At 61.6% G+C, this 21,865-nt stretch carries 15 protein-coding genes; 1 reads left to right on the top strand and 14 read right to left on the bottom strand.

Annotated features, from left to right (window positions below; all coding sequences use genetic code 11):
* Positions 1 to 18: 18 nt before the first annotated feature.
* From rpsS to rpsJ, 6 genes are read right to left on the bottom strand one after another with little or no spacing between them, the layout of a single operon-like run.
* Complete coding sequence (gene rpsS, locus QRM57_RS10085; protein WP_011775591.1) at positions 19 to 300, bottom strand: 30S ribosomal protein S19; 282 nt, start codon at positions 298 to 300, stop codon at positions 19 to 21.
* 12 nt (positions 301 to 312) lie between these two features.
* Positions 313 to 1,152 carry a 50S ribosomal protein L2 gene (gene rplB / locus QRM57_RS10080; protein WP_011775592.1) on the bottom strand — a complete coding sequence of 280 codons (840 nt, stop codon included), beginning with the start codon at positions 1,150 to 1,152 and terminating at the stop codon, positions 313 to 315.
* Between the two features lie 29 nt (positions 1,153 to 1,181).
* A complete protein-coding gene (gene rplW / locus QRM57_RS10075; RefSeq protein ID WP_011775593.1) occupies positions 1,182 to 1,487 on the bottom strand; it encodes a 50S ribosomal protein L23 in 306 nt (101 codons plus the stop codon).
* Positions 1,484 to 2,101: a 50S ribosomal protein L4 gene (gene rplD / locus QRM57_RS10070; protein ID WP_235517124.1), complete on the bottom strand. Its 618-nt coding sequence runs from the start codon at positions 2,099 to 2,101 to the stop codon at positions 1,484 to 1,486. Before rplD ends, rplW begins: the two co-directional genes overlap by 4 nt.
* 4 nt (positions 2,102 to 2,105) lie before the next feature.
* Positions 2,106 to 2,756 (bottom strand): 50S ribosomal protein L3, encoded by a 651-nt coding sequence (gene rplC / locus QRM57_RS10065; protein ID WP_211712127.1) that lies wholly within the window; start codon positions 2,754 to 2,756, stop codon positions 2,106 to 2,108.
* A gap of 17 nt (positions 2,757 to 2,773) precedes the next feature.
* Positions 2,774 to 3,082: a 30S ribosomal protein S10 gene (gene rpsJ / locus QRM57_RS10060; protein ID WP_003803825.1), complete on the bottom strand. Its 309-nt coding sequence runs from the start codon at positions 3,080 to 3,082 to the stop codon at positions 2,774 to 2,776.
* Between the two features lie 383 nt (positions 3,083 to 3,465).
* Here rpsJ and QRM57_RS10055 point away from each other — a divergent pair, with 383 nt between their 5' ends.
* On the top strand, positions 3,466 to 4,899 hold the full coding sequence (locus QRM57_RS10055) for a GH1 family beta-glucosidase (RefSeq protein ID WP_284986483.1): 1,434 nt from the start codon (positions 3,466 to 3,468) through the stop codon (positions 4,897 to 4,899).
* A gap of 31 nt (positions 4,900 to 4,930) precedes the next feature.
* Here the strand turns inward: QRM57_RS10055 and QRM57_RS10050 are convergent, their stop codons facing one another.
* The 8 genes from QRM57_RS10050 to rpoB form a co-directional block, all read right to left on the bottom strand.
* Entirely contained in the window at positions 4,931 to 5,059 is a 129-nt protein-coding gene (locus QRM57_RS10050) for a hypothetical protein (RefSeq protein WP_255773628.1), read from the bottom strand.
* A 28-nt stretch (positions 5,060 to 5,087) separates the two neighbouring features.
* A complete protein-coding gene (locus QRM57_RS10045) occupies positions 5,088 to 9,284 on the bottom strand; it encodes a hypothetical protein (RefSeq protein WP_284986482.1) in 4,197 nt (1,398 codons plus the stop codon).
* A 154-nt stretch (positions 9,285 to 9,438) separates the two neighbouring features.
* Positions 9,439 to 10,629, bottom strand: a complete 1,191-nt coding sequence (gene tuf / locus QRM57_RS10040; RefSeq protein WP_167263535.1) for an elongation factor Tu — start codon at positions 10,627 to 10,629, stop codon at positions 9,439 to 9,441.
* Positions 10,630 to 10,860: 231 nt separating this feature from the next.
* A complete protein-coding gene (gene fusA / locus QRM57_RS10035; RefSeq protein WP_235517127.1) occupies positions 10,861 to 12,975 on the bottom strand; it encodes an elongation factor G in 2,115 nt (704 codons plus the stop codon).
* Between the two features lie 69 nt (positions 12,976 to 13,044).
* A complete protein-coding gene (gene rpsG, locus QRM57_RS10030) occupies positions 13,045 to 13,515 on the bottom strand; it encodes a 30S ribosomal protein S7 (RefSeq protein WP_003803829.1) in 471 nt (156 codons plus the stop codon).
* Between the two features lies 1 nt (position 13,516).
* Entirely contained in the window at positions 13,517 to 13,891 is a 375-nt protein-coding gene (rpsL, locus tag QRM57_RS10025) for a 30S ribosomal protein S12 (RefSeq protein WP_009358312.1), read from the bottom strand.
* Between the two features lie 410 nt (positions 13,892 to 14,301).
* Entirely contained in the window at positions 14,302 to 18,201 is a 3,900-nt protein-coding gene (locus tag QRM57_RS10020) for a DNA-directed RNA polymerase subunit beta' (RefSeq protein WP_284986478.1), read from the bottom strand.
* Between the two features lie 104 nt (positions 18,202 to 18,305).
* On the bottom strand, positions 18,306 to 21,812 hold the full coding sequence (gene rpoB / locus QRM57_RS10015) for a DNA-directed RNA polymerase subunit beta (RefSeq protein ID WP_235517129.1): 3,507 nt from the start codon (positions 21,810 to 21,812) through the stop codon (positions 18,306 to 18,308).
* Positions 21,813 to 21,865: the final 53 nt, after the last annotated feature.

Raw genomic sequence — 21,865 nt, 5'->3', positions numbered from 1 at the left:
GACGTAAAGTCAGGCGCCTTAGCGGCGCTTGCCCTTACGGTCGTCCTTAACATGGCCGCGGAATGTCCGCGTGGGAGCGAATTCGCCGAGCTTGTGCCCGACCATCGACTCAGTGACAAACACCGGGATGTGCTTGCGTCCGTCGTGTACGGCGATCGTGTGCCCGAGCATGTCGGGGATGATCATCGAACGGCGGGACCAGGTCTTGATGACGTTCTTGGTGCCCTTATCGTTTTCCCGTGCGACCTTCACAAAGAGGTGCTGGTCAACGAAAGGACCTTTTTTCAGGCTGCGTGGCATGTGTCCAGGCTCCTATCGCTTGTTCTTGCCAGTACGGCGGCGACGAACAATAAGCTTGTCGCTCTCTTTGTTCGGACGGCGGGTACGGCCCTCGGGCTTGCCGTTCGGGTTGACCGGGTGACGTCCACCGGAAGTCTTACCTTCACCACCACCGTGCGGGTGGTCAACCGGGTTCATGGCTACACCACGGACGGTCGGGCGAACGCCCTTCCAGCGCATACGGCCGGCCTTACCCCAGTTGATGTTCGACTGCTCGGCGTTGCCGACCTCGCCGACGGTTGCGCGGCAGCGCACGTCAACGTTGCGGATTTCGCCGGAGGGCAGACGCAGCTGGGCGAAACGGCCTTCCTTTGCAACGAGCTGTACCGAAGCACCTGCGGAACGTGCCATCTTGGCGCCGCCACCCGGACGCAGTTCAACTGCGTGGATTACGGTACCAACCGGGATGTTGCGCAGCGGCAGGTTGTTGCCCGGCTTGATGTCAGCGTCGGGACCAGCCTCGACGAAGTCACCCTGGGACAGCTTGTTCGGAGCGATGATGTAACGCTTGGTGCCATCAACGTAGTGCAGGAGTGCGATGCGAGCCGTACGGTTCGGGTCGTACTCGATTTCGGCAACGCGGGCGTTGATGCCGTCCTTGTCGTGACGACGGAAGTCGATCAGACGGTACTGGCGCTTGTGCCCACCACCCTTGTGGCGGGTGGTGATCTTACCGGAGTTGTTACGGCCGCCAGTCTTGTGCAGCGGACGCAGCAACGACTTTTCCGGAGTCGATCGCGTGATTTCAGCGAAGTCGGCTACGCTCGAGCCACGACGGCCCGGGGTAGTCGGCTTGTATTTACGGATTCCCATAATTTATTTCCTCGTTAAAGTGGTCTCCGCTACGCGAGCGGACCGCCGAAGATGTCGATTGTGCCTTCTTTGAGGGTGACAATTGCACGCTTGGTGCTCTTGCGCTGTCCCCAGCCGAATTTGGTGCGCTTGCGCTTACCGGCACGGTTGATGGTGTTGATCGAGTCAACCTTGACCGAGAAGATCTTCTCGACGGCCAGCTTGATCTCGGTCTTGTTCGAGCGAGGGTCCACCAGGAAGGTGTACTTGCCTTCGTCGATCAGACCGTAGCTCTTTTCCGATACGACGGGTGCAAGCACGACGTCGCGCGGGTCCTTGATGGTGGTTACGCTCACTTGGAGGCCTCCTCGTTCTTTGCCTTGTCAGCGACGAACGCCTCGAAAGCAGCCTTGGTGAAGACCACGTCGTCGGAGATGAGCACGTCGTAGGTGTTCAGCTGGTCTGCGTACAGAACGTGAACATCCTGGAGGTTGCGCACGGACAGTGCAGCAACATCGTTGGCGCGCTCGATTACGACGAGCAGGTTCTTGCGCTCGGTGACGGAGCGCAGCGAAGCCAGTGCTTCCTTGGCGGACGGCTTGGTGCCGGCTACCAGTTCAGCGATGACGTGGATGCGGCCGTTGCGGGCGCGGTCAGACAGGGCGCCGCGGAGTGCAGCAGCCTTCATCTTCTTGGGGGTGCGCTGGCTGTAGTCACGAGGGGTCGGACCGTGGACAACGCCACCGCCGGTCATGTGAGGAGCACGGATGGAACCCTGACGGGCGCGGCCGGTACCCTTCTGCTTGAACGGCTTGCGACCTGCACCGGAAACCTCGGCGCGGGTCTTCGTCTTGTGGGTACCCTGGCGTGCGGCAGCGAGCTGTGCGACGACGACCTGGTGCAGCAGCGGCACGTTGGTCTGAACGTCGAAGATCTCTGCAGGCAGGTCTACCTTGACAGTGCTAGTCATTTAACTAGGCTCCCTTCACGGCGGTGCGTACGAGTACGACCTGGCCGCGGGCACCGGGGACGGCACCCTTGATAAGGAGCAGCGACTTCTCAGCGTCAACAGCGTGAACCGTGAGGTTCAGCGTGGTGTGACGCTCGGCGCCCATGCGGCCGGCCATTTTCAGGCCCTTGAAGACGCGGCTCGGGGTGGATGCGCCACCGATGGAGCCAGGCTTACGGTGGTTCTTGTGGGCACCGTGGGAAGCGCCAACGCCGTGGAAGCCGTGACGCTTCATAACACCGGCGAAGCCCTTACCCTTTGAGGTGCCGACGACGTCGATCTTCTGGCCGGCTTCGAAGATCTCAACAGAGAGCTCCTGGCCCAGCTCGTAGGATGCAGCGTCTGCGGTACGCAGTTCGACGACGTGGCGACGAGGGGTGACGCCAGCCTTTTCGAAGTGGCCAGCCAGCGGCTTGGTGACCTTGCGGGGATCGATCTGGCCGTAGCCGATCTGGACGGCGACGTAGCCATCTACCTCTGCGTTGCGCAGCTGGGTGATGACGTTGGAGTCAGCCTGGACGACAGTTACCGGGATGAGCTTGTTGTTCTCGTCCCAGACCTGGGTCATGCCGAGCTTCGTGCCCAACAGGCCCTTTACGTTACGGGTTGCGGTCATAGTCTCTCAGCACCTCCCTAGAGCTTGATTTCGATGTTCACGTCGGCAGGCAGGTCGAGACGCATAAGCGAGTCAACGGCCTTCGGCGTGGGGTCGATGATGTCGATCAGACGCTTGTGAGTACGCATTTCAAAGTGCTCACGGCTGTCCTTGTACTTGTGAGGAGAGCGAATAACGCAGTAAACGTTCTTCTCCGTGGGCAGCGGCACCGGGCCGACTACCGTTGCGCCTGCGCGCGTGACCGTCTCAACGATCTTCCGCGCTGAAACATCAATGACCTCGTGGTCATATGACTTCAGCCGGATGCGGATTTTTTGTCCCGCCATGTCGCCTGACTCTCTTTCAGCTAGTGCTGCTCTAGTTAGGGCTGCTCTGTTTACTTACCTGTTGATGTGGCCGCCGAGGCGTTTGAGGATTTACCACCACACGCCGCACAAGCTGAATCCGGATATTCCGGGTTCCTCAACCTGCCGGCGCACCGACCCCCGCGGTCGGGCGTGTCGCGATTTCCACGCAGACTCGACCGCATTCCATGGGGTTCAGGGTTATGTTTGGGCTTCGACCTGGACCCTGACACCCGGCATTATCCGGATCGGGACACGAAGAAGCGCTTGAACAACTCATCCAGTATGGCGGAAAGTTGGGGCAAAGGCCAATCGGCCCTGCAAAGGCCATTGCCCCGCCACCCACGTCTGAGGAAGATTGGGACATGACGGTCCAGGATCAAGGTTCGGTGGAAGATCTCGCAGCCCGCCTCCGTCCGGGTTTCGTGCTCGGCGTCGCGGCAGCCGCATTCCAGATCGAGGGCTCGCTGACCGCGGACGGTCGAGGACCGTCAGGATGGGATGCCTTCGCGGAGAAGCCAGGAGCGATCGTCGAAGGCGGCTCCCCCACCATAGCCTGCGACCACTACAACCGCGCGGATGAGGATATCAGCCTGATGCAGGAGCTCGGGGTGGATTCCTATCGGTTCTCGCTGTCATGGCCACGCATCCAGCCCGGTGGTAAAGGCGCCGTCAACCCGAGGGGCCTGGACTTTTACGACCGCCTGATCGATAAGCTGCTGGCCGCCGGGGTCTCCCCCATGGCCACGCTGTACCACTGGGATACCCCGCTTGAACTTGAGCACGCTGGTGGCTGGATGAATCGGGAAACGGCCGAACGCTTCGCCGTCTACTGCGCGGCCGTGGCAGAACGCTTTGGCGACCGGGTTGATCGTTGGGTAACGATCAACGAACCCGTGTCTGTGACAGTGCAGGGGTATGCGTTGGGCGTCCACTCCCCGGGCATGCAGCTTTTGTTCGATTCCCTGCCTGCGGCCCACCATCAGCTCTTGGGTCATGGCCTTGCGGTACAAGCACTCCGAAGCGCAGGGGTCAAAGGACAGATCGGGGTGTCGAATATGCACTCCCCTGTGCAGCCGGCTTCGAACAGCCTTCCCGACCGTTTGATGAGCGAAGCCTTGGACCACATCCTCAACCGCATTTATGCTGACGCCCTCCTGCTGGGCAGCTACCCGAAACCGCCGTGGCCCATGAGGCCGTGGTTCCGTTCGCTGGGCACCGTGGAGGACGGAGACATGGAGATCATCAGCCAACCCTTGGATTTCTATGGGCTCAACTACTACTACCCCGTCAAGGTTGCCGCTGGCCCGGGTCCAGCTGAAATCCCCACGGGAACGTCTCCCGAGATGGCCAAGGTGCCCTTCCATTTGGCCGCATACCAGGAGTATGAGACCACTGGTTTCGGATGGCCGGTGGCCCCGGAATACCTTGCCTTGCTTCTGCGTGAAATGAAGGACCGCTACGGCGACGCGCTGCCTCCCCTGTTCATCACTGAAGGCGGAGCAAGCTTCCCCGAACCTGCCCATGTGGACGGCCCCCTCGAGGACACCAACCGCATCGCCTACCTCGCCGAGCACCTGGGTCATGCCTTGACTGCAACAGGCCCAGGCGGCATTGCGGAGGGCGTAGACCTTCGCGGCTACTACGTGTGGACGTTGCTGGACAACTTTGAATGGGCGGCCGGCTACTCCCAGCGCTTCGGACTGGTGCACGTGGATTTTGACACTTTGGAGCGGACTCCCAAGAGCTCGTTCTATTGGTACCGCGCCCTGGGTCGTGCCCGAGCCCACGGGATATAGCCCGCGGCGGTTAAATAGCAGTAGTAGGGCGTTACCGGTTGTTCTTGTTGGCGCGCCGGATGCGCTTGGCCCGGTCGATTTCGTTGCGGAAGTTCTTGCGTCCCCAGACCACACCGCCACCAATTGCTGCAACGACTGCGAGGAATATCAGGAATTCCATGCGTGGCTCCTCTCCGTAGACTGCAACATTATCGGATTCCGTCCTTGGCCTGCGACGGGACATCATCCGGGTTGTTGTTCGAGCCTTTGTCCGCCACACCAGCTTGGGGTCGCTTGTTCAGCCGCCAGACCGCCAGCACAATCAGTCCCAGCGCAACCAGGGCCAGCATGGCGAAGGCGTAAGAACGCAGCGCCCACATGATACTGAGCGCAACGCCGGCTGCGCCCCACCACACGATGACCCGTTCGGCCAGCAGCAGGCCAACTGCAAGAAGGACAACGTGCGCTACCAGCACATAGAGTTGCTGGGCCGGAGTGCCGCCGAAGATCGTGCCCAAGGATGTCAGCGACAACACACCTGCTGCCACGCAGAGCCGGAGCAGTCCATCGCTCCGTTGCCCCTTGAAGTAGCGCAGTCCTGCCAGAACCGCCAAGGCAATGGCGTACCACTGGATCGCCCAGAACCAGTCGGGCCGGGAATTGTCCACAAACAGCAGCGCGCGCTGGAAAGCAGCCACCGAGAGCACCCCCGCCACCTCAGCGGCCAGCCATTTGTTGTACGGAATTTCAACAACCACCAGCACACCCGCCGCGATGACCAGTGCCGCTCCAGCCAAGGCCGTCCCGTCCCGTAGCAGGCCCACCGCTGCAGCGGAAACCAATCCGACGACGGCGGTCCCCGTCAACGCGTTACGGCGCCAGAGCACGCCGGCAATCTCCCGGCCTCCGAAAAGTTTCGCGGAGTACAAGAGGACTGACGAGCCAACCCCGCCCAAAAGCCAAGGCATGAATGCGGCCCAGACACCCACGGGGAGTCCATCGAGCAAACCGTCGACGGTGACTATCGAGCCCACCAGAACAGCCGGCGCCGCCGCAACGTAGAGGGCCGGGACTCTCTCGATGTGTGAGGCTGCAAAGAGCGCCAAGGCCAGGACCAGCATCGACAGTCCAGTGAGGGACAGCGAGACGCCGATCGAGAACAGGCCGCCGGCAACGACGAAACCCAGTGCCGCAGATAGCCAGAACCATCGGCCCCTCCCCTGCTCAGAGGCAGGGGCGCCGGACCCCCGGGCGACGAAGATGCACCGGACCACGGTGCTCAGGGTGGACAACGCAAGCAGCACCATGGGCACCTGGTACTTGTCCAGGAGGGGCTGATGCAACCAAGTCGCGGCGGGAAAACGGGCGGCAGGGCCAGCGAGGACCACGCCGAGTCCCGCGGCAGCGATGACGAAGTACTCTGAGCCAGGCACTTTGAGGTAACGCCGGGCAATCGCGGCACAGGCCAAGACCAGCGCCAACTCGACGAGCACTACCCACCGGCCACCGCCGTCGAAATTCCGTACCAGCAGGTAACCCACCGGGAGGGCTATCTGAGTACCCAGGGTGGCCCATACCGTTCCCTGCTGGAAGGCGACATCGGTACCCCGGCTGCGCACGGTCAGCCCAGCCACATGCTGGAGCACCAGGGTAGAGGCGATCACCAAGGACACGGTCGTAGCAGAGTCCGTGATATCAGCCGCGAGAACGCCCGCGAACGCGGTCGCAAGGACACGGATACCCAACAGGTATCCCCCACGGGCCCTGCGCTCACGGACAACGGACACCATGTATCCGCAGTAGGCCGCGAAGATGCCCAAGAGTATTTCGACGTCACGGATATTCGCCATCCGAAGGGCCAAAAGCAGTGCCAGGGACACCGGGGCGAAGATCCACGCGGCGGAGTTGCGGCGAAGCACCATTCCGCAGGCCACAGCGGCCAAGGCCGTGGCCGTCGCTGTAAACCCTGGCTGCCACCCATGCTTTGGAAGGAGTCCCACGCTGCCTGCGATGGTCAGGATCGAGGTGGCGGCAGCCATGACTGTCAGGACGACCCCTGCATCAGCCATGGAAGCTTGCGGGTACCGTCGGCGCATGCCCGGCAGGAGCGGGAGGGCAAGCTGAAGTGCGCACATGGCGACGACGACAACCGCAACCGACGGCATCTCCCCTGCTATCCGCAAGCCTCCCTTGTCGCGAGTGGCGTCGTAGGTTGCTGATGCCGCCAGCAAGGTAGCCGACGCCCGGGCCAGCCACCAGTAGCACTGACGATGCAAGGACGGGGCGAGCCTCAAAGCAGTCAGGCAGAAATACCCGATCCCGACCAGGAGGACCACGTTGCCAAGGGCGAGGGACACCGACACCGCGCCCACCAGCCCGGCGACGAGGACCGCACCCGGGGCAAGGAACTCCCACAAAGCCGGTCGCCACGAACCGTCACCTTCAGCGTTTCGACGGAAGAGCAAAAATCCAGAGGCGACGCCTGCCAGCAGGACCAAGTAGACGGCCGTGACGAGGGCGGGCCTGCCTGCCACGTGATCGACTACCGGAAGGATCAGTAGCCCCGCCATCCCGGAACCGCCGAAGGCTGCGGTCGACGCCCACGGCGCCAAGAGCCGGACTCCCCCTCCCATCAGGAGGGCGTTGGCTACTTGCTGAAGGACGGCGGCACCGACGAACGCCAGCACAGAGGCAGCAACCCGGTTGTCACTCTCTTCGAAGATTCCGGCCGCCACTGCGGGCGCACCCAGCGTCAGGGCGATACGTCCCGCAAGAACCAAGTGCTCGCGGAATGCGCGGGGTTGAATGGCACCCCGGAGGAACCAGTACAACCCGGCAGAAATCAGGAGCCCTGAGAGGGCCCATGAGCCCAGCACCCCCATGAAGGGCAGGGCCACAGCCACGACGACCCCCGGCGCAAACTCCACACGGCCGCCTGCTTTCCACCCCACCACCATGGCGGTCAGCATCGCGGCGAACAGTGGCAGGTAAGGGACAAGATCGAACTCACCGATTCCCAGGACCATCGTCAGGGCTGCTGCCGTCACCAATTGCAAGCCCAAGCACGACACGGCATCGTTCCACCAGAACCGCGGGGCAAGTCTCTCCCCCGCGAACGCGATACCCAGCGACTGGACGCCGAGGCAAACAACGGCAGCGAACATCACCAGACTTACGTCCTCAGACAGGTCCCACACAACTCCCAGCAGCGCCAAAGTGAAGGCGAGCCGGGCAGCATAGGCGTTTTGGAGCCGGAAAAGTCCACCGGGGACAAAGGCCATCACCGTGAAGTAGGTGCCACATACGGCCATGACCAATGCGTACTCGCCTCTGGACAGAAGCGCCGGTGTCACTGTCACAGCTACGGCGACCGCTGGCACAACGAACGGATGCAGCATCATCAGCGGACGGATATAGAGGGGCGGTATCCAACGCGGACGCAACAACGCACCCAAAGTCAGCAGGACGGCCACCCCGATCATCGCGATGAAGTACCACACCAGGGCACCCCCAAGGACGGAAACACCTGACCAGGCCGTAGAGACGACAAAGCTGAGGGAAAGAAATGCCAGGACCTTGTTGTCCAGCCGAACGGCGGTATAGGAGTAGATCGCCATACCCAACAAAGACGTCACCAACCAGGCAGCAGGACCATCGTGAAGGGCGAAGTTGTACATCGCCAGCCCCGTCACCGGGATAAGTGCCAGCCCCGTTCCGACGAAAGCTACAGCGGCCGGACGAAGCCGGGGAACCTTCGCATGGATGATGAGTCCGGCGATGTAGAACAACGCCGTAATGAACCAAATGCCCATGAAGCGGAAAACTCCAGGCAAGCTCGTACCCACGAACAAGGCGCCGGCAGCTACCAGCAGGAGACTCGCAACGTAGAGCGTGATGTTGATGTTTTGCTGGTCCCGCTTCTCCTTGCGGGCTGCCGCAGCTTCCGGCGTCTCCCGAGGCACAGGGGGCTGTTGGACGCTGGCCACCATGGGCTGCCGGGGCGCTGGCGGGTGGGGCGCTGCCTGCCGAGGAGCAGGCTGGTAGGGCGCCTGCTGCCGGGGCGTGGGCGGAACCACGGAATAGGGACCTGTGACGGAGGTCTGCGGTGGCAGAGGCATCGTCGGCGCTGGGTTGACTCTTGGAAACGGCGCCCCAATGTGGGGGTCCGGTACCTGCTTGTTCGCCTCCGCCGCAGGATTCCGCCGGGCTTCGGCGTCGCGCCAGCCGGCCACGTGCCCGGCCAGGTAGCCCGCCCGGTAGGCGTCCGGTCCGGCTGCCGGGTCCGGTCCGACTGAGGCATTACTGCTTGGATAAGGCGGCCGGCTTTTGCTTCCGTTCCTAAGCCCCAGGGCATAAGCGATCGCCCCGGTCATAGCCAGGAGCACCAAAACGAGCAGTCCATTCATGGAAGGTCCTTAGATCTGTCGGCCTCGATCCCGCCGCGTTTATCCAATCGTTAGAGAAATTATAGCAAAGAAGAGCCCCACCGCCGAAGCGGTGGGGCTCTTCCTGTGCGTAACTACCGGCTGGGCCGGAAGGTCACTGATCTACAAGCAGAAACTACTTGATGATGCTGGTGACACGTCCCGAACCAACGGTGCGGCCGCCTTCGCGGATAGCGAAGCCGAGGCCCTCTTCCATAGCGATCGGCTGGATGAGCGCAACGGTCATCTCAGTGTTGTCGCCAGGCATAACCATTTCCGTGCCTTCCGGCAGGGTGATAACGCCGGTTACGTCCGTGGTGCGGAAGTAGAACTGCGGGCGGTAGTTGGAGTAGAACGGGTTGTGACGTCCGCCTTCGTCCTTGGAGAGGATGTAGACGTTAGCCTCGAAGTCGGTGTGCGGGGTGATGGAACCCGGCTTGACGACAACCTGGCCACGCTCGACATCGTCGCGCTTGAGACCGCGGAGCAGGAGGCCACAGTTCTCGCCGGCCCATGCTTCGTCGAGCTGCTTGTGGAACATCTCGATACCGGTAACCGTGGTCTTCTGGACCGGGCGGATGCCGACGATCTCGACCTCGGAGTTGATGGCGAGGGTTCCACGCTCGGCGCGGCCCGTTACAACGGTGCCACGGCCGGTGATCGTGAAGACGTCTTCGATCGGCATCAGGAACGGCTTGTCGCGGTCACGTACGGGGTCCGGAACGGACTCGTCGACAGCTGCCATCAGGTCCTGGACGGACTTGACCCAAACCGGGTCGCCTTCCAGAGCCTTGAGGCCGGAAACGCGAACAACCGGAGCCTCATCGCCATCGAAGCCCTGCGAGCTCAGGAGCTCACGAACTTCCATTTCGACGAGGTCGAGGAGTTCTTCGTCATCAACCATGTCGGACTTGTTCAGTGCGACCAGCAGGTAGGGAACACCAACCTGGCGGGCGAGCAGAACGTGCTCACGGGTCTGAGCCATCGGACCATCGGTTGCGGCAACCACGAGGATTGCGCCGTCCATCTGGGCAGCACCGGTGATCATGTTCTTGATGTAGTCAGCGTGACCGGGGGCGTCTACGTGTGCGTAGTGGCGCTTCTCGGTCTGGTACTCCACGTGGGAGATGTTGATGGTAATACCGCGCTGGCGCTCTTCCGGAGCGGAGTCGATCGACGCGAAGTCGCGCTGCTCGTTGAGATCCGGGTACTGGTCGTACAGCACCTTGGAAATGGCGGCAGTCAGCGTCGTCTTACCGTGGTCAACGTGACCAATGGTGCCGATGTTGACGTGCGGCTTAGTCCGCTCGAACTTTGCCTTTGCCACAGGTTCCTCCTAGAACGATTTCAAGTGAAGTGCTCCTCGGCCGCGCTTTTCGCGGCAGAAACTTTAGCAAGTCTACTTGGGGGCTTGGTTTTGGTGAAATTGCAGATTCAGGAACCAATCTTAGTTCCTAGAGCCTGTTTGCGCAGGGGCCGGGCTGCAGCTTCCGCTGCAGCCCCACCTCATACGCTTAGATGCCTTCCCGGGACCGGAATTGCATCCGTTACCGGGAGATTACTCGCCGCGGGTTTTCTGGATGATCTCGTCGGCTACTGCCTTCGGGACCTCCGCGTAGCTGTTGAACGTCATGGAGTACACAGCGCGACCCTGGGTCTTGGACCGCAGGTCACCGATGTAGCCGAACATGCCGGACAGCGGAACGTGTGCACGGATAACCTTCACACCTGCTGCGTCCTCCATGGACTGCATCTGGCCACGGCGGGCGTTCAGGTCACCAATAACATCACCCATGTATTCCTCAGGTGTGCGGACCTCAACATCCATCAGCGGTTCGAGCAGAACAGGGTTCGCCTTGCGTGCAGCTTCCTTGAAAGCCATACGTCCAGCGATCTTGAACGCCATTTCCGAGGAGTCAACATCGTGGGACGCGCCGTCAATCAGCGTGGCCTTGATGCCGACAACCGGGTAACCGGCCAGGACGCCGTCGTTCAGTGCATCCTGGATACCGGCGTCAACGGACGGGATGTACTCGCGGGGAACGCGGCCACCAGTGACCTTGTTCTCGAACGCGTACAGCTCGCCTGAAGCGGTGTCCATGGGCTCGATCGCGATCTGGATCTTTGCGAACTGACCCGAACCACCGGTCTGCTTCTTGTGCGTGTAGTCAAGGCGCTCGACGGCGCGCTTGATGGTTTCGCGGTAAGCAACCTGCGGCTTGCCCACGTTTGCCTCGACCTTGAATTCGCGGCGCATGCGGTCCACCAGGATGTCCAGGTGGAGCTCGCCCATGCCGGCGATGATGGTCTGGCCCGTGTCTTCGTTGAGGGAGACCTGGAAGGTCGGGTCCTCAGCGGAGAGCTTCTGGATGGCCGTGGAGAGCTTCTCCTGGTCACCCTTGGTGTTGGGCTCGATGGCAACCGAGATCACGGGCTCCGGGAAGCTCATGGACTCGAGGACGATCTGGTTGTTGGCATCGCACAGGGTGTCACCCGTGGTGGTGTCCTTCAGACCGATAGCTGCGTAGATGTGGCCGGCGGTAGCGCCCTCAACGGGCATTTCCTTGTTGGCGTGCATCTGGAACAGCTTGCCGATACGTTCCTTCTTGCCCTTGGTGGAGTTGACCACCTGGGCGCCGGCTTCGACGTGACCGGAGTACACGCGGACGAAGGTCAGCTGGCCGAAGAACGGGTGCGCAGCAATCTTGAAGGCGAGGGCCGAGAACGGCTCGTCTGCAGAAGGCTTACGGGTCAGTTCCTTCTCTTCGTCGCGGGGATCGTGACCGATCATCGGCGGGACGTCGAGCGGGTTCGGCAGGAAGTCGACAACAGCATCCAGCATCGGCTGAACGCCGCGGTTCTTGAAGGCAGAACCACAGAAGACCGGGTAGAGCTCAGAGTTGATGGTCATCTTGCGGATGCCGGCTTTGATCTCTTCGAGGGTGAGTTCTTCACCTTCGAGGTACTTCTCCATAAGTTCTTCGGAAGACTCGGCCACAGTCTCAACGAGCTGTGCACGGTACTCCTCGGCCTTGGCCTGGAGGTCCGCCGGGATTTCCTGTACTTCGTAGGAAGCACCCATGGTGACGTCACCCTTAGCGTCGCCAGGCCAAACCAGGGCACGCATTTCGAGGAGGTCGACGACACCAATGAAGTCGTTCTCGGCACCGATGGGCAGCTGCATGACCAGCGGCTTGGCACCAAGGCGGGAGATGATGGTGTCTACGGTGAAGTAGAAGTCAGCACCCAGCTTGTCCATCTTGTTGACGAAGCAGATACGCGGAACGTTGTACTTGTCAGCCTGGCGCCAAACAGTCTCGGACTGCGGCTCCACGCCTTCCTTGCCGTCGAACACTGCGACTGCACCGTCGAGGACGCGCAGGGAGCGCTCAACCTCAACCGTGAAGTCCACGTGGCCCGGGGTGTCGATGATGTTGATCTGGTTCTGGTTCCAGAAGCAGGTCACGGCGGCAGACGTGATGGTGATGCCGCGTTCCTTTTCCTGTTCCATCCAGTCAGTCGTCGAAGCGCCGTCGTGCGTTTCGCCGATCTTGTGGTTCACACCCGTGTAGAACAGGATGCGCTCGGTAGTGGTGGTCTTGCCGGCATCGATGTGAGCCATGATGCCGATGTTGCGGACCTTATTAAGGTCGGTAAGCACGTCCTGTGCCACGGGGTCTCCCTTTCGGATGGACTACACGTTCGCCGCCGACTCTGTTGAGCCGGCGGCGTCCGGGAAGTTTTACCAGCGGTAGTGTGCGAAGGCCTTGTTGGACTCGGCCATCTTGTGGGTGTCTTCGCGACGCTTCACAGCGGCACCAAGACCATTGGACGCATCCAGGATTTCGTTCTGGAGACGCTCGGTCATGGTCTTCTCCCGGCGGGCCTTGGAGTAGCCCACGAGCCAACGCAGAGCGAGGGCGGTGGAGCGGCCCGGCTTGACCTCAACCGGAACCTGGTAGGTGGCGCCACCAACACGGCGTGAACGCACCTCAAGGGAAGGCTTGACGTTGTCCATGGCCTTCTTGAGGGCGGCAACGGGGTCGCCGCCGGACTTGGCACGTGCACCTTCGAGTGCGCCGTAAACGATGCGCTCTGCGGTGGACTTCTTGCCGTCAACCAGAACCTTGTTGATCAGCTGCGTGACCAACGGGGAGCCGTAAACGGGATCGGAAACTAGCGGCCGCTTCGGGGCCGGACCCTTGCGAGGCATATTACTTCTTCTCCATCTTTGCGCCGTAACGGCTGCGGGCCTGCTTGCGGTTCTTGACACCCTGGGTGTCGAGTGCGCCACGGACGATCTTGTAGCGGACACCCGGAAGGTCCTTCACACGACCACCACGGACGAGCACGATGGAGTGCTCCTGGAGGTTGTGGCCAACACCGGGGATGTAGGCGGTAACTTCAACGCCACCGTTGAGGCGCACACGTGCCACCTTACGAAGAGCCGAGTTCGGCTTCTTGGGGGTGGTGGTGTAAACGCGGGTGCAAACACCGCGGCGCATCGGGCTGCCCTTCAGCGCGGGAGCCTTGGTCTTGGAGACCTTCGGCGTGCGGCCCTTGCGGACCAGCTGGTTAATCGTAGGCACTTTCGTGTTCTCCGTTGTTTGATCTCTGCCCCCACACAACGGCGCCAGCCGGTGTAAACGTGGGAACTTTGGCGTTGCTCGTGCAGCCGGCCGAAACTCCGGTAGGCGTGCAAAAGTGCGGCATTCGTTGCGCATGTTGCCCGCAACCCGGAAACAGGCTCCACCCAGCACCATGAGAACAAAACCAAAATGATGCTGCGGCGGCCTTCATCCACTGCCACACAGAACAATTACCAAAAGTCTAGCACGGCTTGATCTGGCGCCTTAATCGGGTGTATGGAGGACGACGGCGGAAGCCGGCACCCGCCGTCGTCCTCCACTCCCCCGGGTTGCCACGAAAAAGGCGCATTAACGGGTCGGGCCCCGCACTCGAAAGTGCGGGGCCCAACCTTATGGCGTCAACTCACGCGTCAGCGGAAGTCGTTGCCGAGATCGTAGTCATCCAGCGGGATGGCGTGGAACTCGGGAGCACCGTCGCCGCCCAGGGCGTCATAGGAGAAGTCGGTGAAAGCGCTGGGGCCCGTGAACAGGCTTGCCTTCGCTTCTTCCGTCGGCTCCACAGTGACCTCTGTGTAGCGGGGCAGACCCGTACCAGCCGGGATGAGCTTACCGATGATGACGTTTTCCTTGAGGCCGAGCAGAGGATCGCTCTTGCCTTCCATGGCCGCCTGCGTCAGGACGCGGGTGGTTTCCTGGAAGGAAGCAGCCGACAGCCAGGACTCGGTAGCCAAGGAAGCCTTGGTGATACCCATGAGTTCCGGACGGCCGGAAGCCGGTGCCTTGCCCTCGGACACGACGCGGCGGTTCTCGTCCTCGAAGCGGGCGCGCTCTGCAAGCTCACCGGGGAGCAAGTCGGAGTCGCCGGACTCGATGACAGTCACGCGGCGCAGCATCTGGCGGACGATAACCTCGACGTGCTTGTCGTGGATACCAATGCCCTGGCTGCGGTAAACGCCCTGTACTTCGTCCACGAGGAACTTCTGTGCAGCACGCGGACCCATGATGCGCAGAACCTGCTTCGGGTCCACCGGACCGTTGATCAGCTTCTGGCCGACGCTGACGTGCTCGCCATCCTCGATGAGGAGGCGGGAACGGCGCAGCACCGGGTAGGCAATCTCTTCGGAACCATCGTCCGGAGTGATGACCAGTCGCATCTGGCGCTCGGACTCTTCGATGGTGATGCGGCCGGCTGCTTCAGCAATCGGTGCGACACCCTTCGGAGTACGGGCTTCGAAGAGCTCCTGGATACGGGGCAGACCTTGGGTGATGTCGTCGCCACCACCGGCGGAGACAGCACCACCGGTGTGGAACGTACGCATGGTCAGCTGGGTACCCGGCTCACCGATGGACTGTGCGGCGATGATGCCCACGGCCTCGCCGATGTCCACGGTCTTACCCGTAGCCAACGAACGGCCGTAGCAAAGTGCACAGGTACCGACCTTGGACTCACAGGTGAGTACGGAGCGGACCTTGACCTCGGTGATGCCTGCAGCAAGCAGCTGGTCGATGACAACGTCACCGCAGTCGGTGCCGCCAGCAGCCAGGACATTGCCCTGGGCATCGACGACGTCGACAGCCAGCGTACGTGCGTAGGCGCTGTTCTCGACGTTCTCGTCCATGACGAGTTCACCATTGGCGTCCGGCACGGCGATCGGGGTGACCAGACCGCGCTCGGTACCGCAGTCCTCTTCGCGGACAATGACGTCCTGCGAAACGTCCACCAGACGACGGGTCAGGTAGCCCGAGTTGGCGGTACGGAGAGCGGTATCGGCCAGACCCTTACGGGCACCGTGCGTGGCGATGAAGTATTCCAGAACCGACAGGCCCTCCCGGTAGGAGGACTTGATCGGGCGAGGAATAATCTCACCCTTAGGGTTGGCCACAAGACCACGGATACCCGCGATCTGGCGGACCTGCATCCAGTTACCACGTGCACCGGAGGACACCATGCGGTTGATGGTGTTCATCGGGGACAGGCTGTCGCGCATCGCCTGGGCGATCTCGTTGGTTGCCTTGTTCCAGATCTCGATCAGTTCCTGGCGACGCTCGTCGTCGTCGATCAGGCCCTTGTCGTACTGGCCCTGGATCTTGGCAGCCATGGCCTCGTAACCGGCCAGGATGGCAGGCTTCGAAGTCGGTACCTCGATGTCGGAGATGGCAACCGTGACACCCGAACGGGTGGCCCAGTAGAAGCCGGCGTCCTTCAGGTTGTCCAGCGTTGCCGCCGTAACAACCTTCGGGTAGCGCTCAGCGAGGTCGTTGACGATCCGGGACAGTTCGCCCTTGTCGGCAACAGCCTCAACCCACGGGTAATCCTCGGGCAGCGTCTGGTTGAAGATGACCTGGCCCAGGGAGGTTTCGACGAGAGCCGGCTGACCGGGCTCCCAACCTTCCGGAGCTTCCCAGCCTGCGTACGGCACGAAGTCGTCAAGACGGATCTTGACCTGGGAGTTCAGGTGCAGGTCACGGGCGTCGTACGCCATGATCGCTTCAGAAACCGAGGAGAAGATGCGGCCCTCGCCGGCGGAACCGACGCGCTTGGTGGTCAGGTGGTAAAGGCCGATGATCATATCCTGCGAAGGCAGGGTCACCGGACGACCGTCAGACGGCTTCAGGATGTTGTTCGAGGACAGCATCAGGATGCGTGCTTCGGCCTGGGCTTCGGGGCTCAGCGGCAGGTGTACTGCCATCTGGTCGCCGTCGAAGTCTGCGTTGAAGGCGCCACAAACCAGCGGGTGAAGCTGGATTGCCTTGCCTTCCACAAGCTGCGGTTCGAAGGCCTGGATGCCGAGGCGGTGCAGGGTAGGTGCACGGTTGAGCAGCACCGGGTGTTCGGTGATGATCTCTTCCAGCACGTCCCAAACCTGCGGACGGTAACGCTCGACCATGCGCTTTGCCGACTTGATGTTCTGGGCGTGGTTGAGGTCAACCAGGCGCTTCATCACGAACGGCTTGAAGAGCTCCAGGGCCATCTGCTTGGGCAGACCACACTGGTGCAGCTTCAGCTGCGGGCCGACGACGATGACCGAACGGCCGGAGTAGTCAACACGCTTGCCGAGGAGGTTCTGGCGGAAACGACCCTGCTTGCCCTTGAGCATGTCGCTCAGGGACTTCAGCGGACGGTTGCCCGGACCCGTGACCGGACGGCCACGACGGCCGTTGTCGAAGAGGCTGTCAACAGCTTCTTGAAGCATGCGCTTCTCGTTGTTGACGATGATCTCCGGAGCACCCAGGTCAAGCAAGCGCTTGAGTCGGTTGTTGCGGTTGATCACACGACGGTAGAGGTCGTTGAGGTCGGAGGTCGCGAAGCGGCCACCGTCCAACTGGACCATGGGGCGCAGTTCCGGCGGGATCACCGGGACGGCGTCGAGAACCATGCCGAGCGGGCTGTTGTTGGTGGTCAGGAACGCGTTGACAACCTTCAGGCGCTTCAGGGCACGCGTCTTGCGCTGGCCCTTGCCGTTCTGGATGGTGTCGCGCAGTGACTCAGCTTCAGCCTGCATGTCGAAGGTCTCAAGGCGCTTCTTGATAGCCTCGGCGCCCATGGAGCCCTCGAAGTACAGACCGTAACGGTCGCGGAGTTCGCGGTACAGGCCCTCGTCACCTTCGAGGTCAGCGACCTTCAGGTTCTTGAAGCGGTCCCAGACCTGCTCAAGGCGCTCGATGTCGGCGTCGGCACGCTTGCGGACGTTCGCCATCTGGCGGTCGGCAGAGTCGCGGGCCTTCTTCTTGTCGGCAGCCTTGGCGCCTTCGCCTTCAAGACGGGCAAGCTCGTCCTCAAGGTCGCGGGCGATCGTGGCGATGTCGCTGTCGCGGTTGTCGATCATCTGCTTCTTCTCGAGGTCGTGCTCGACCTGGAGGTTCGGCAGTTCGGCGTGACGGCTTTCAGTGTCAACGCTGGTGATCATGTAGGCAGCGAAGTAGATGACCTTCTCAAGGTCCTTCGGTGCCAGGTCCAAAAGGTAGCCCAAGCGCGAGGGAACGCCCTTGAAGTACCAGATGTGGGTTACAGGCGCGGCCAGTTCGATGTGGCCCATGCGCTCACGGCGTACCTTGGCGCGGGTAACTTCCACACCACAACGCTCGCAGATGATGCCCTTGAAGCGCACGCGCTTGTACTTACCGCAGTAGCACTCCCAGTCGCGGGACGGTCCGAAGATCTTCTCGCAGAAAAGGCCGTCCTTCTCAGGCTTGAGCGTGCGGTAGTTGATGGTTTCCGGCTTCTTGACCTCACCGTAAGACCATCCGCGGATGTCTTCCGCGGTGGCGAGGCCGATCTGCATGAGGCCGAAGGAGGATTCGCTGGACATATGGTCCCTGTTCTCTCTTGTTCTCTAAATTCTGAAGTCTTGGTTACGGGAAGAGGGAGCTGTTCCGGCGGACAGCGGTTGATCACCGCCCGCCGGAACCGCTGCTAAACCTCTTCTACGGAACTGGGCTCTGCACGAGACAGATCGATGCCCAGTTCTTCCGCAGCCGTGAAGACTGCGTCATCAGAGTCACGCATTTCGATCGTGGTTCCGTCCGTGGAAAGAACTTCCACGTTCAGGCACAACGACTGCATTTCCTTGATCAAGACCTTGAAGGACTCGGGAACGCCAGGCTCAGGGATGTTCTCGCCCTTGACGATGGCTTCGTAGACCTTCACACGACCATGGATGTCATCCGACTTGATCGTGAGGAGTTCCTGAAGCGTGTAGGCGGCACCGTAAGCTTCGAGCGCCCACACTTCCATTTCACCGAAGCGCTGGCCACCGAACTGTGCCTTGCCACCCAGCGGCTGCTGCGTGATCATGGAGTACGGGCCGGTGGAGCGCGCGTGGATCTTGTCGTCCACCAGGTGGTGGAGCTTCAGGATGTACATGTAACCGACGGAGATCGGGTCCGGGAACGGCTCGCCGGAGCGGCCGTCGAACAGACGGGTCTTGCCGGAGGAATCGATCAGGCGGTCGCCGTCGCGGGTCACGTTGGTGGAGTCAAGCAGGCCAGTGATTTCTTCTTCACGGGCGCCATCGAACACCGGGGTGGCAACGGTGGTCTGGCCGGTTTCACGGGGCAGGTTGGGCAGGTTCTTGACCCACTCCGGCTCGCCTTCGATCTTCCAACCGGTCTTGGCAACCCAACCGAGGTGGGTTTCCAGGACCTGGCCAACGTTCATACGACCCGGAACACCAAGCGGGTTCAGGACGATGTCCACCGGGGTACCGTCTGCAAGGAAGGGCATGTCCTCGATCGGCAGGATCTTGGAGATAACACCCTTGTTGCCGTGACGGCCGGCGAGCTTGTCGCCGTCGGTGATCTTACGCTTGGCTGCAACGTAGACGCGGACCAACTGGTTCACGCCCGGGGGCAGTTCGTCGTCGTTGTCGCGGTCGAAGACGCGCACGCCGATGACCGTACCGGACTCGCCGTGGGGCACCTTCAGCGAGGTGTCACGGACTTCGCGGGACTTCTCACCGAAGATGGCACGCAGCAGGCGCTCTTCCGGGGTCAGCTCGGTTTCACCCTTGGGGGTGACCTTGCCTACCAGGATGTCGCCTGCTTCAACCTCGGCACCGATGTGGATGATGCCGCGCTCGTCCAGGCCTGCCAGGACTTCCTCGGACACGTTGGGGATGTCACGGGTGATTTCCTCGGCACCAAGCTTGGTGTCGCGGGCATCAATTTCGTGCTCCTCGATGTGGATGGAGGAAAGAACATCCTCAGCGACGATGCGCTGGGACAGGATGATGGCATCCTCGAAGTTGTGGCCTTCCCATGACATGAATGCCACGAGCAGGTTCTTACCAAGGGCAAGCTCACCCTGGTCCGTTGCGGGACCGTCAGCGATAATGCCGCCAACTTCCAGGCGCTGGCCTTCGTTGACCAGGACGCGGTGGTTGTAGCAGTTGCCCTGGTTGGAACGGGCGAACTTGTTGATGCGGTAGTTGGTTTCGGTGCCGTCGTCGTTGATCATCACAACGAGCTCGGCGGAAACCTCGGTAACCACACCTGCCTTCTTCGCGATGACAACGTCACCGGCGTCGACGGCTGCTGCACGTTCCATGCCGGTACCCACGAAAGGAGCCTCGGAACGGACCAGCGGCACAGCCTGGCGCTGCATGTTGGCACCCATGAGTGCGCGGTTTGCATCGTCATGCTCAAGGAACGGAATAAGGGCCGTTGCCACGGACACCATCTGGCGCGGGGAAACGTCCATGAACTGGACCTCGCCTGCGGGAACCAGGACGGGCTCGCCTCCACCACCACGGGCACGGACAAGGACGGTCTCTTCGGAGAACTTCTTGTCAGCATCCAGCGGGGCGTTGGCCTGTGCAATCAGGACCTCTGCTTCGTCGTCGGCCGTGAGGTACTGGACCTCATCGGAGACAACTCCGTTGGACACCAGGCGGTACGGCGTCTCGATGAAGCCGAACGGGTTGATGCGGCCGTAGGAAGCCAACGAACCGATCAGACCAATGTTCGGGCCTTCAGGAGTTTCGATGGGGCACATACGTCCGTAGTGGGACGGGTGAACGTCTCGGACTTCCATGCCTGCACGGTCGCGGGACAGACCACCCGGGCCAAGTGCCGACAGGCGGCGCTTGTGGGTCAGACCCGAGAGCGGGTTGTTCTGGTCCATGAACTGCGACAGCTGGGAGGTTCCGAAGAACTCCTTGATGGCTGCAACAACGGGACGGATGTTGATCAGCGTCTGCGGCGTGATTGCCTCGACGTCCTGCGTGGTCATGCGTTCGCGAACAACGCGTTCCATACGGGACAGACCGGTGCGGACCTGGTTCTCGATCAGTTCGCCAACGGCGCGGATGCGACGGTTGCCGAAGTGGTCGATGTCGTCGATGTCGACGCGGAGCTCGTGGTCCTGGCCATCGCGCTTGCCCATGAGGGTCTTCTCGCCGGCGTGGAGCGCAACGAGGAACTTGATCATGGCAACGATGTCTTCAACGTGCAGGACCGAAGCTTCCTTGTCGCCAAGGGAGCGGTCGATGCCGAGCTTGCGGTTGATCTTGTAACGGCCAACCTTGGCCAGATCGTAGCGCTTGGCGTTGAAGTACAGGTTGTCCAGCAGGGACTGGGCAGCCTCGACTGTGGGCGGCTCGCCCGGACGCAGCTTGCGGTAGATGTCCAAAAGGGCGTCTTCGCGGGTTTCGGTGGCGTCCTTCTCCAGCGTTGCACGCATGGAGTCGTACTGGCCGAACTCTTCCAGGATCTGGCCTTCGGTCCAGCCGAGTGCCTTCAGGAGAACGGTGACCGACTGCTTGCGCTTACGGTCAAGGCGAACGCCGACCTGGTCGCGCTTGTCGATTTCGAGTTCGAACCATGCGCCACGGGACGGGATGATCTTCGCGGTGAAGATGTCCTTGTCACTGGTCTTGTCTGCGGTGCGCTCAAAGTAGGCGCCCGGCGAACGGACCAGCTGGGAGACGACGACACGCTCGGTGCCGTTGACGACGAACGTTCCCTTCTCAGTCATGAGGGGGAAGTCGCCCATGAACACGGTCTGCTGCTTGATTTCGCCCGTGTTGTTGTTCATGAACTCGGCCTTGACGTACAGCGGGGCCGAGTAGGTGGCGTCACGGTCTTTACATTCGGCCATGGTGTACTTCGGGTCAGCGAACTCCGGCTCGGAGAAGCTCAGGGACATGGTGCCCTGGAAGTCCTCGATAGGGGAGATCTCTTCGAAGATGTCGGCAAGTCCGGAGGTGGTGGCGACGCTGAGGTCGCCCTCCTCGACAGCCTTCGCAACCCGCGCCTGCCAGCGTTCGTTTCCGACCAGCCAGTCAAAGCTGTCAGTCTGCAGGGCGAGAAGATTCGGAACATCAAGGGGTTCGTGAATCTTTGCGAATGAGAGGCGGCGGGTGGCACCATCGGTGCTTGCCGTGTTAGCGGTTTCGTTATTAGAGGTGCTCGAGGCGACCAAGAGGGATCCTTCCACAGACCTTCAGGCGTTTTCAGATCTCCCCCGTTTGCATT

The sequence above is a fragment of the Arthrobacter sp. fls2-241-R2A-172 genome (genome assembly GCF_030208885.1).
GTDB lineage: Bacteria > Actinomycetota > Actinomycetes > Actinomycetales > Micrococcaceae > Arthrobacter.
The sequence above is the reverse complement of the archived record's forward strand: the minus strand, read 5'-3'. Positions and strand labels throughout refer to the sequence as shown.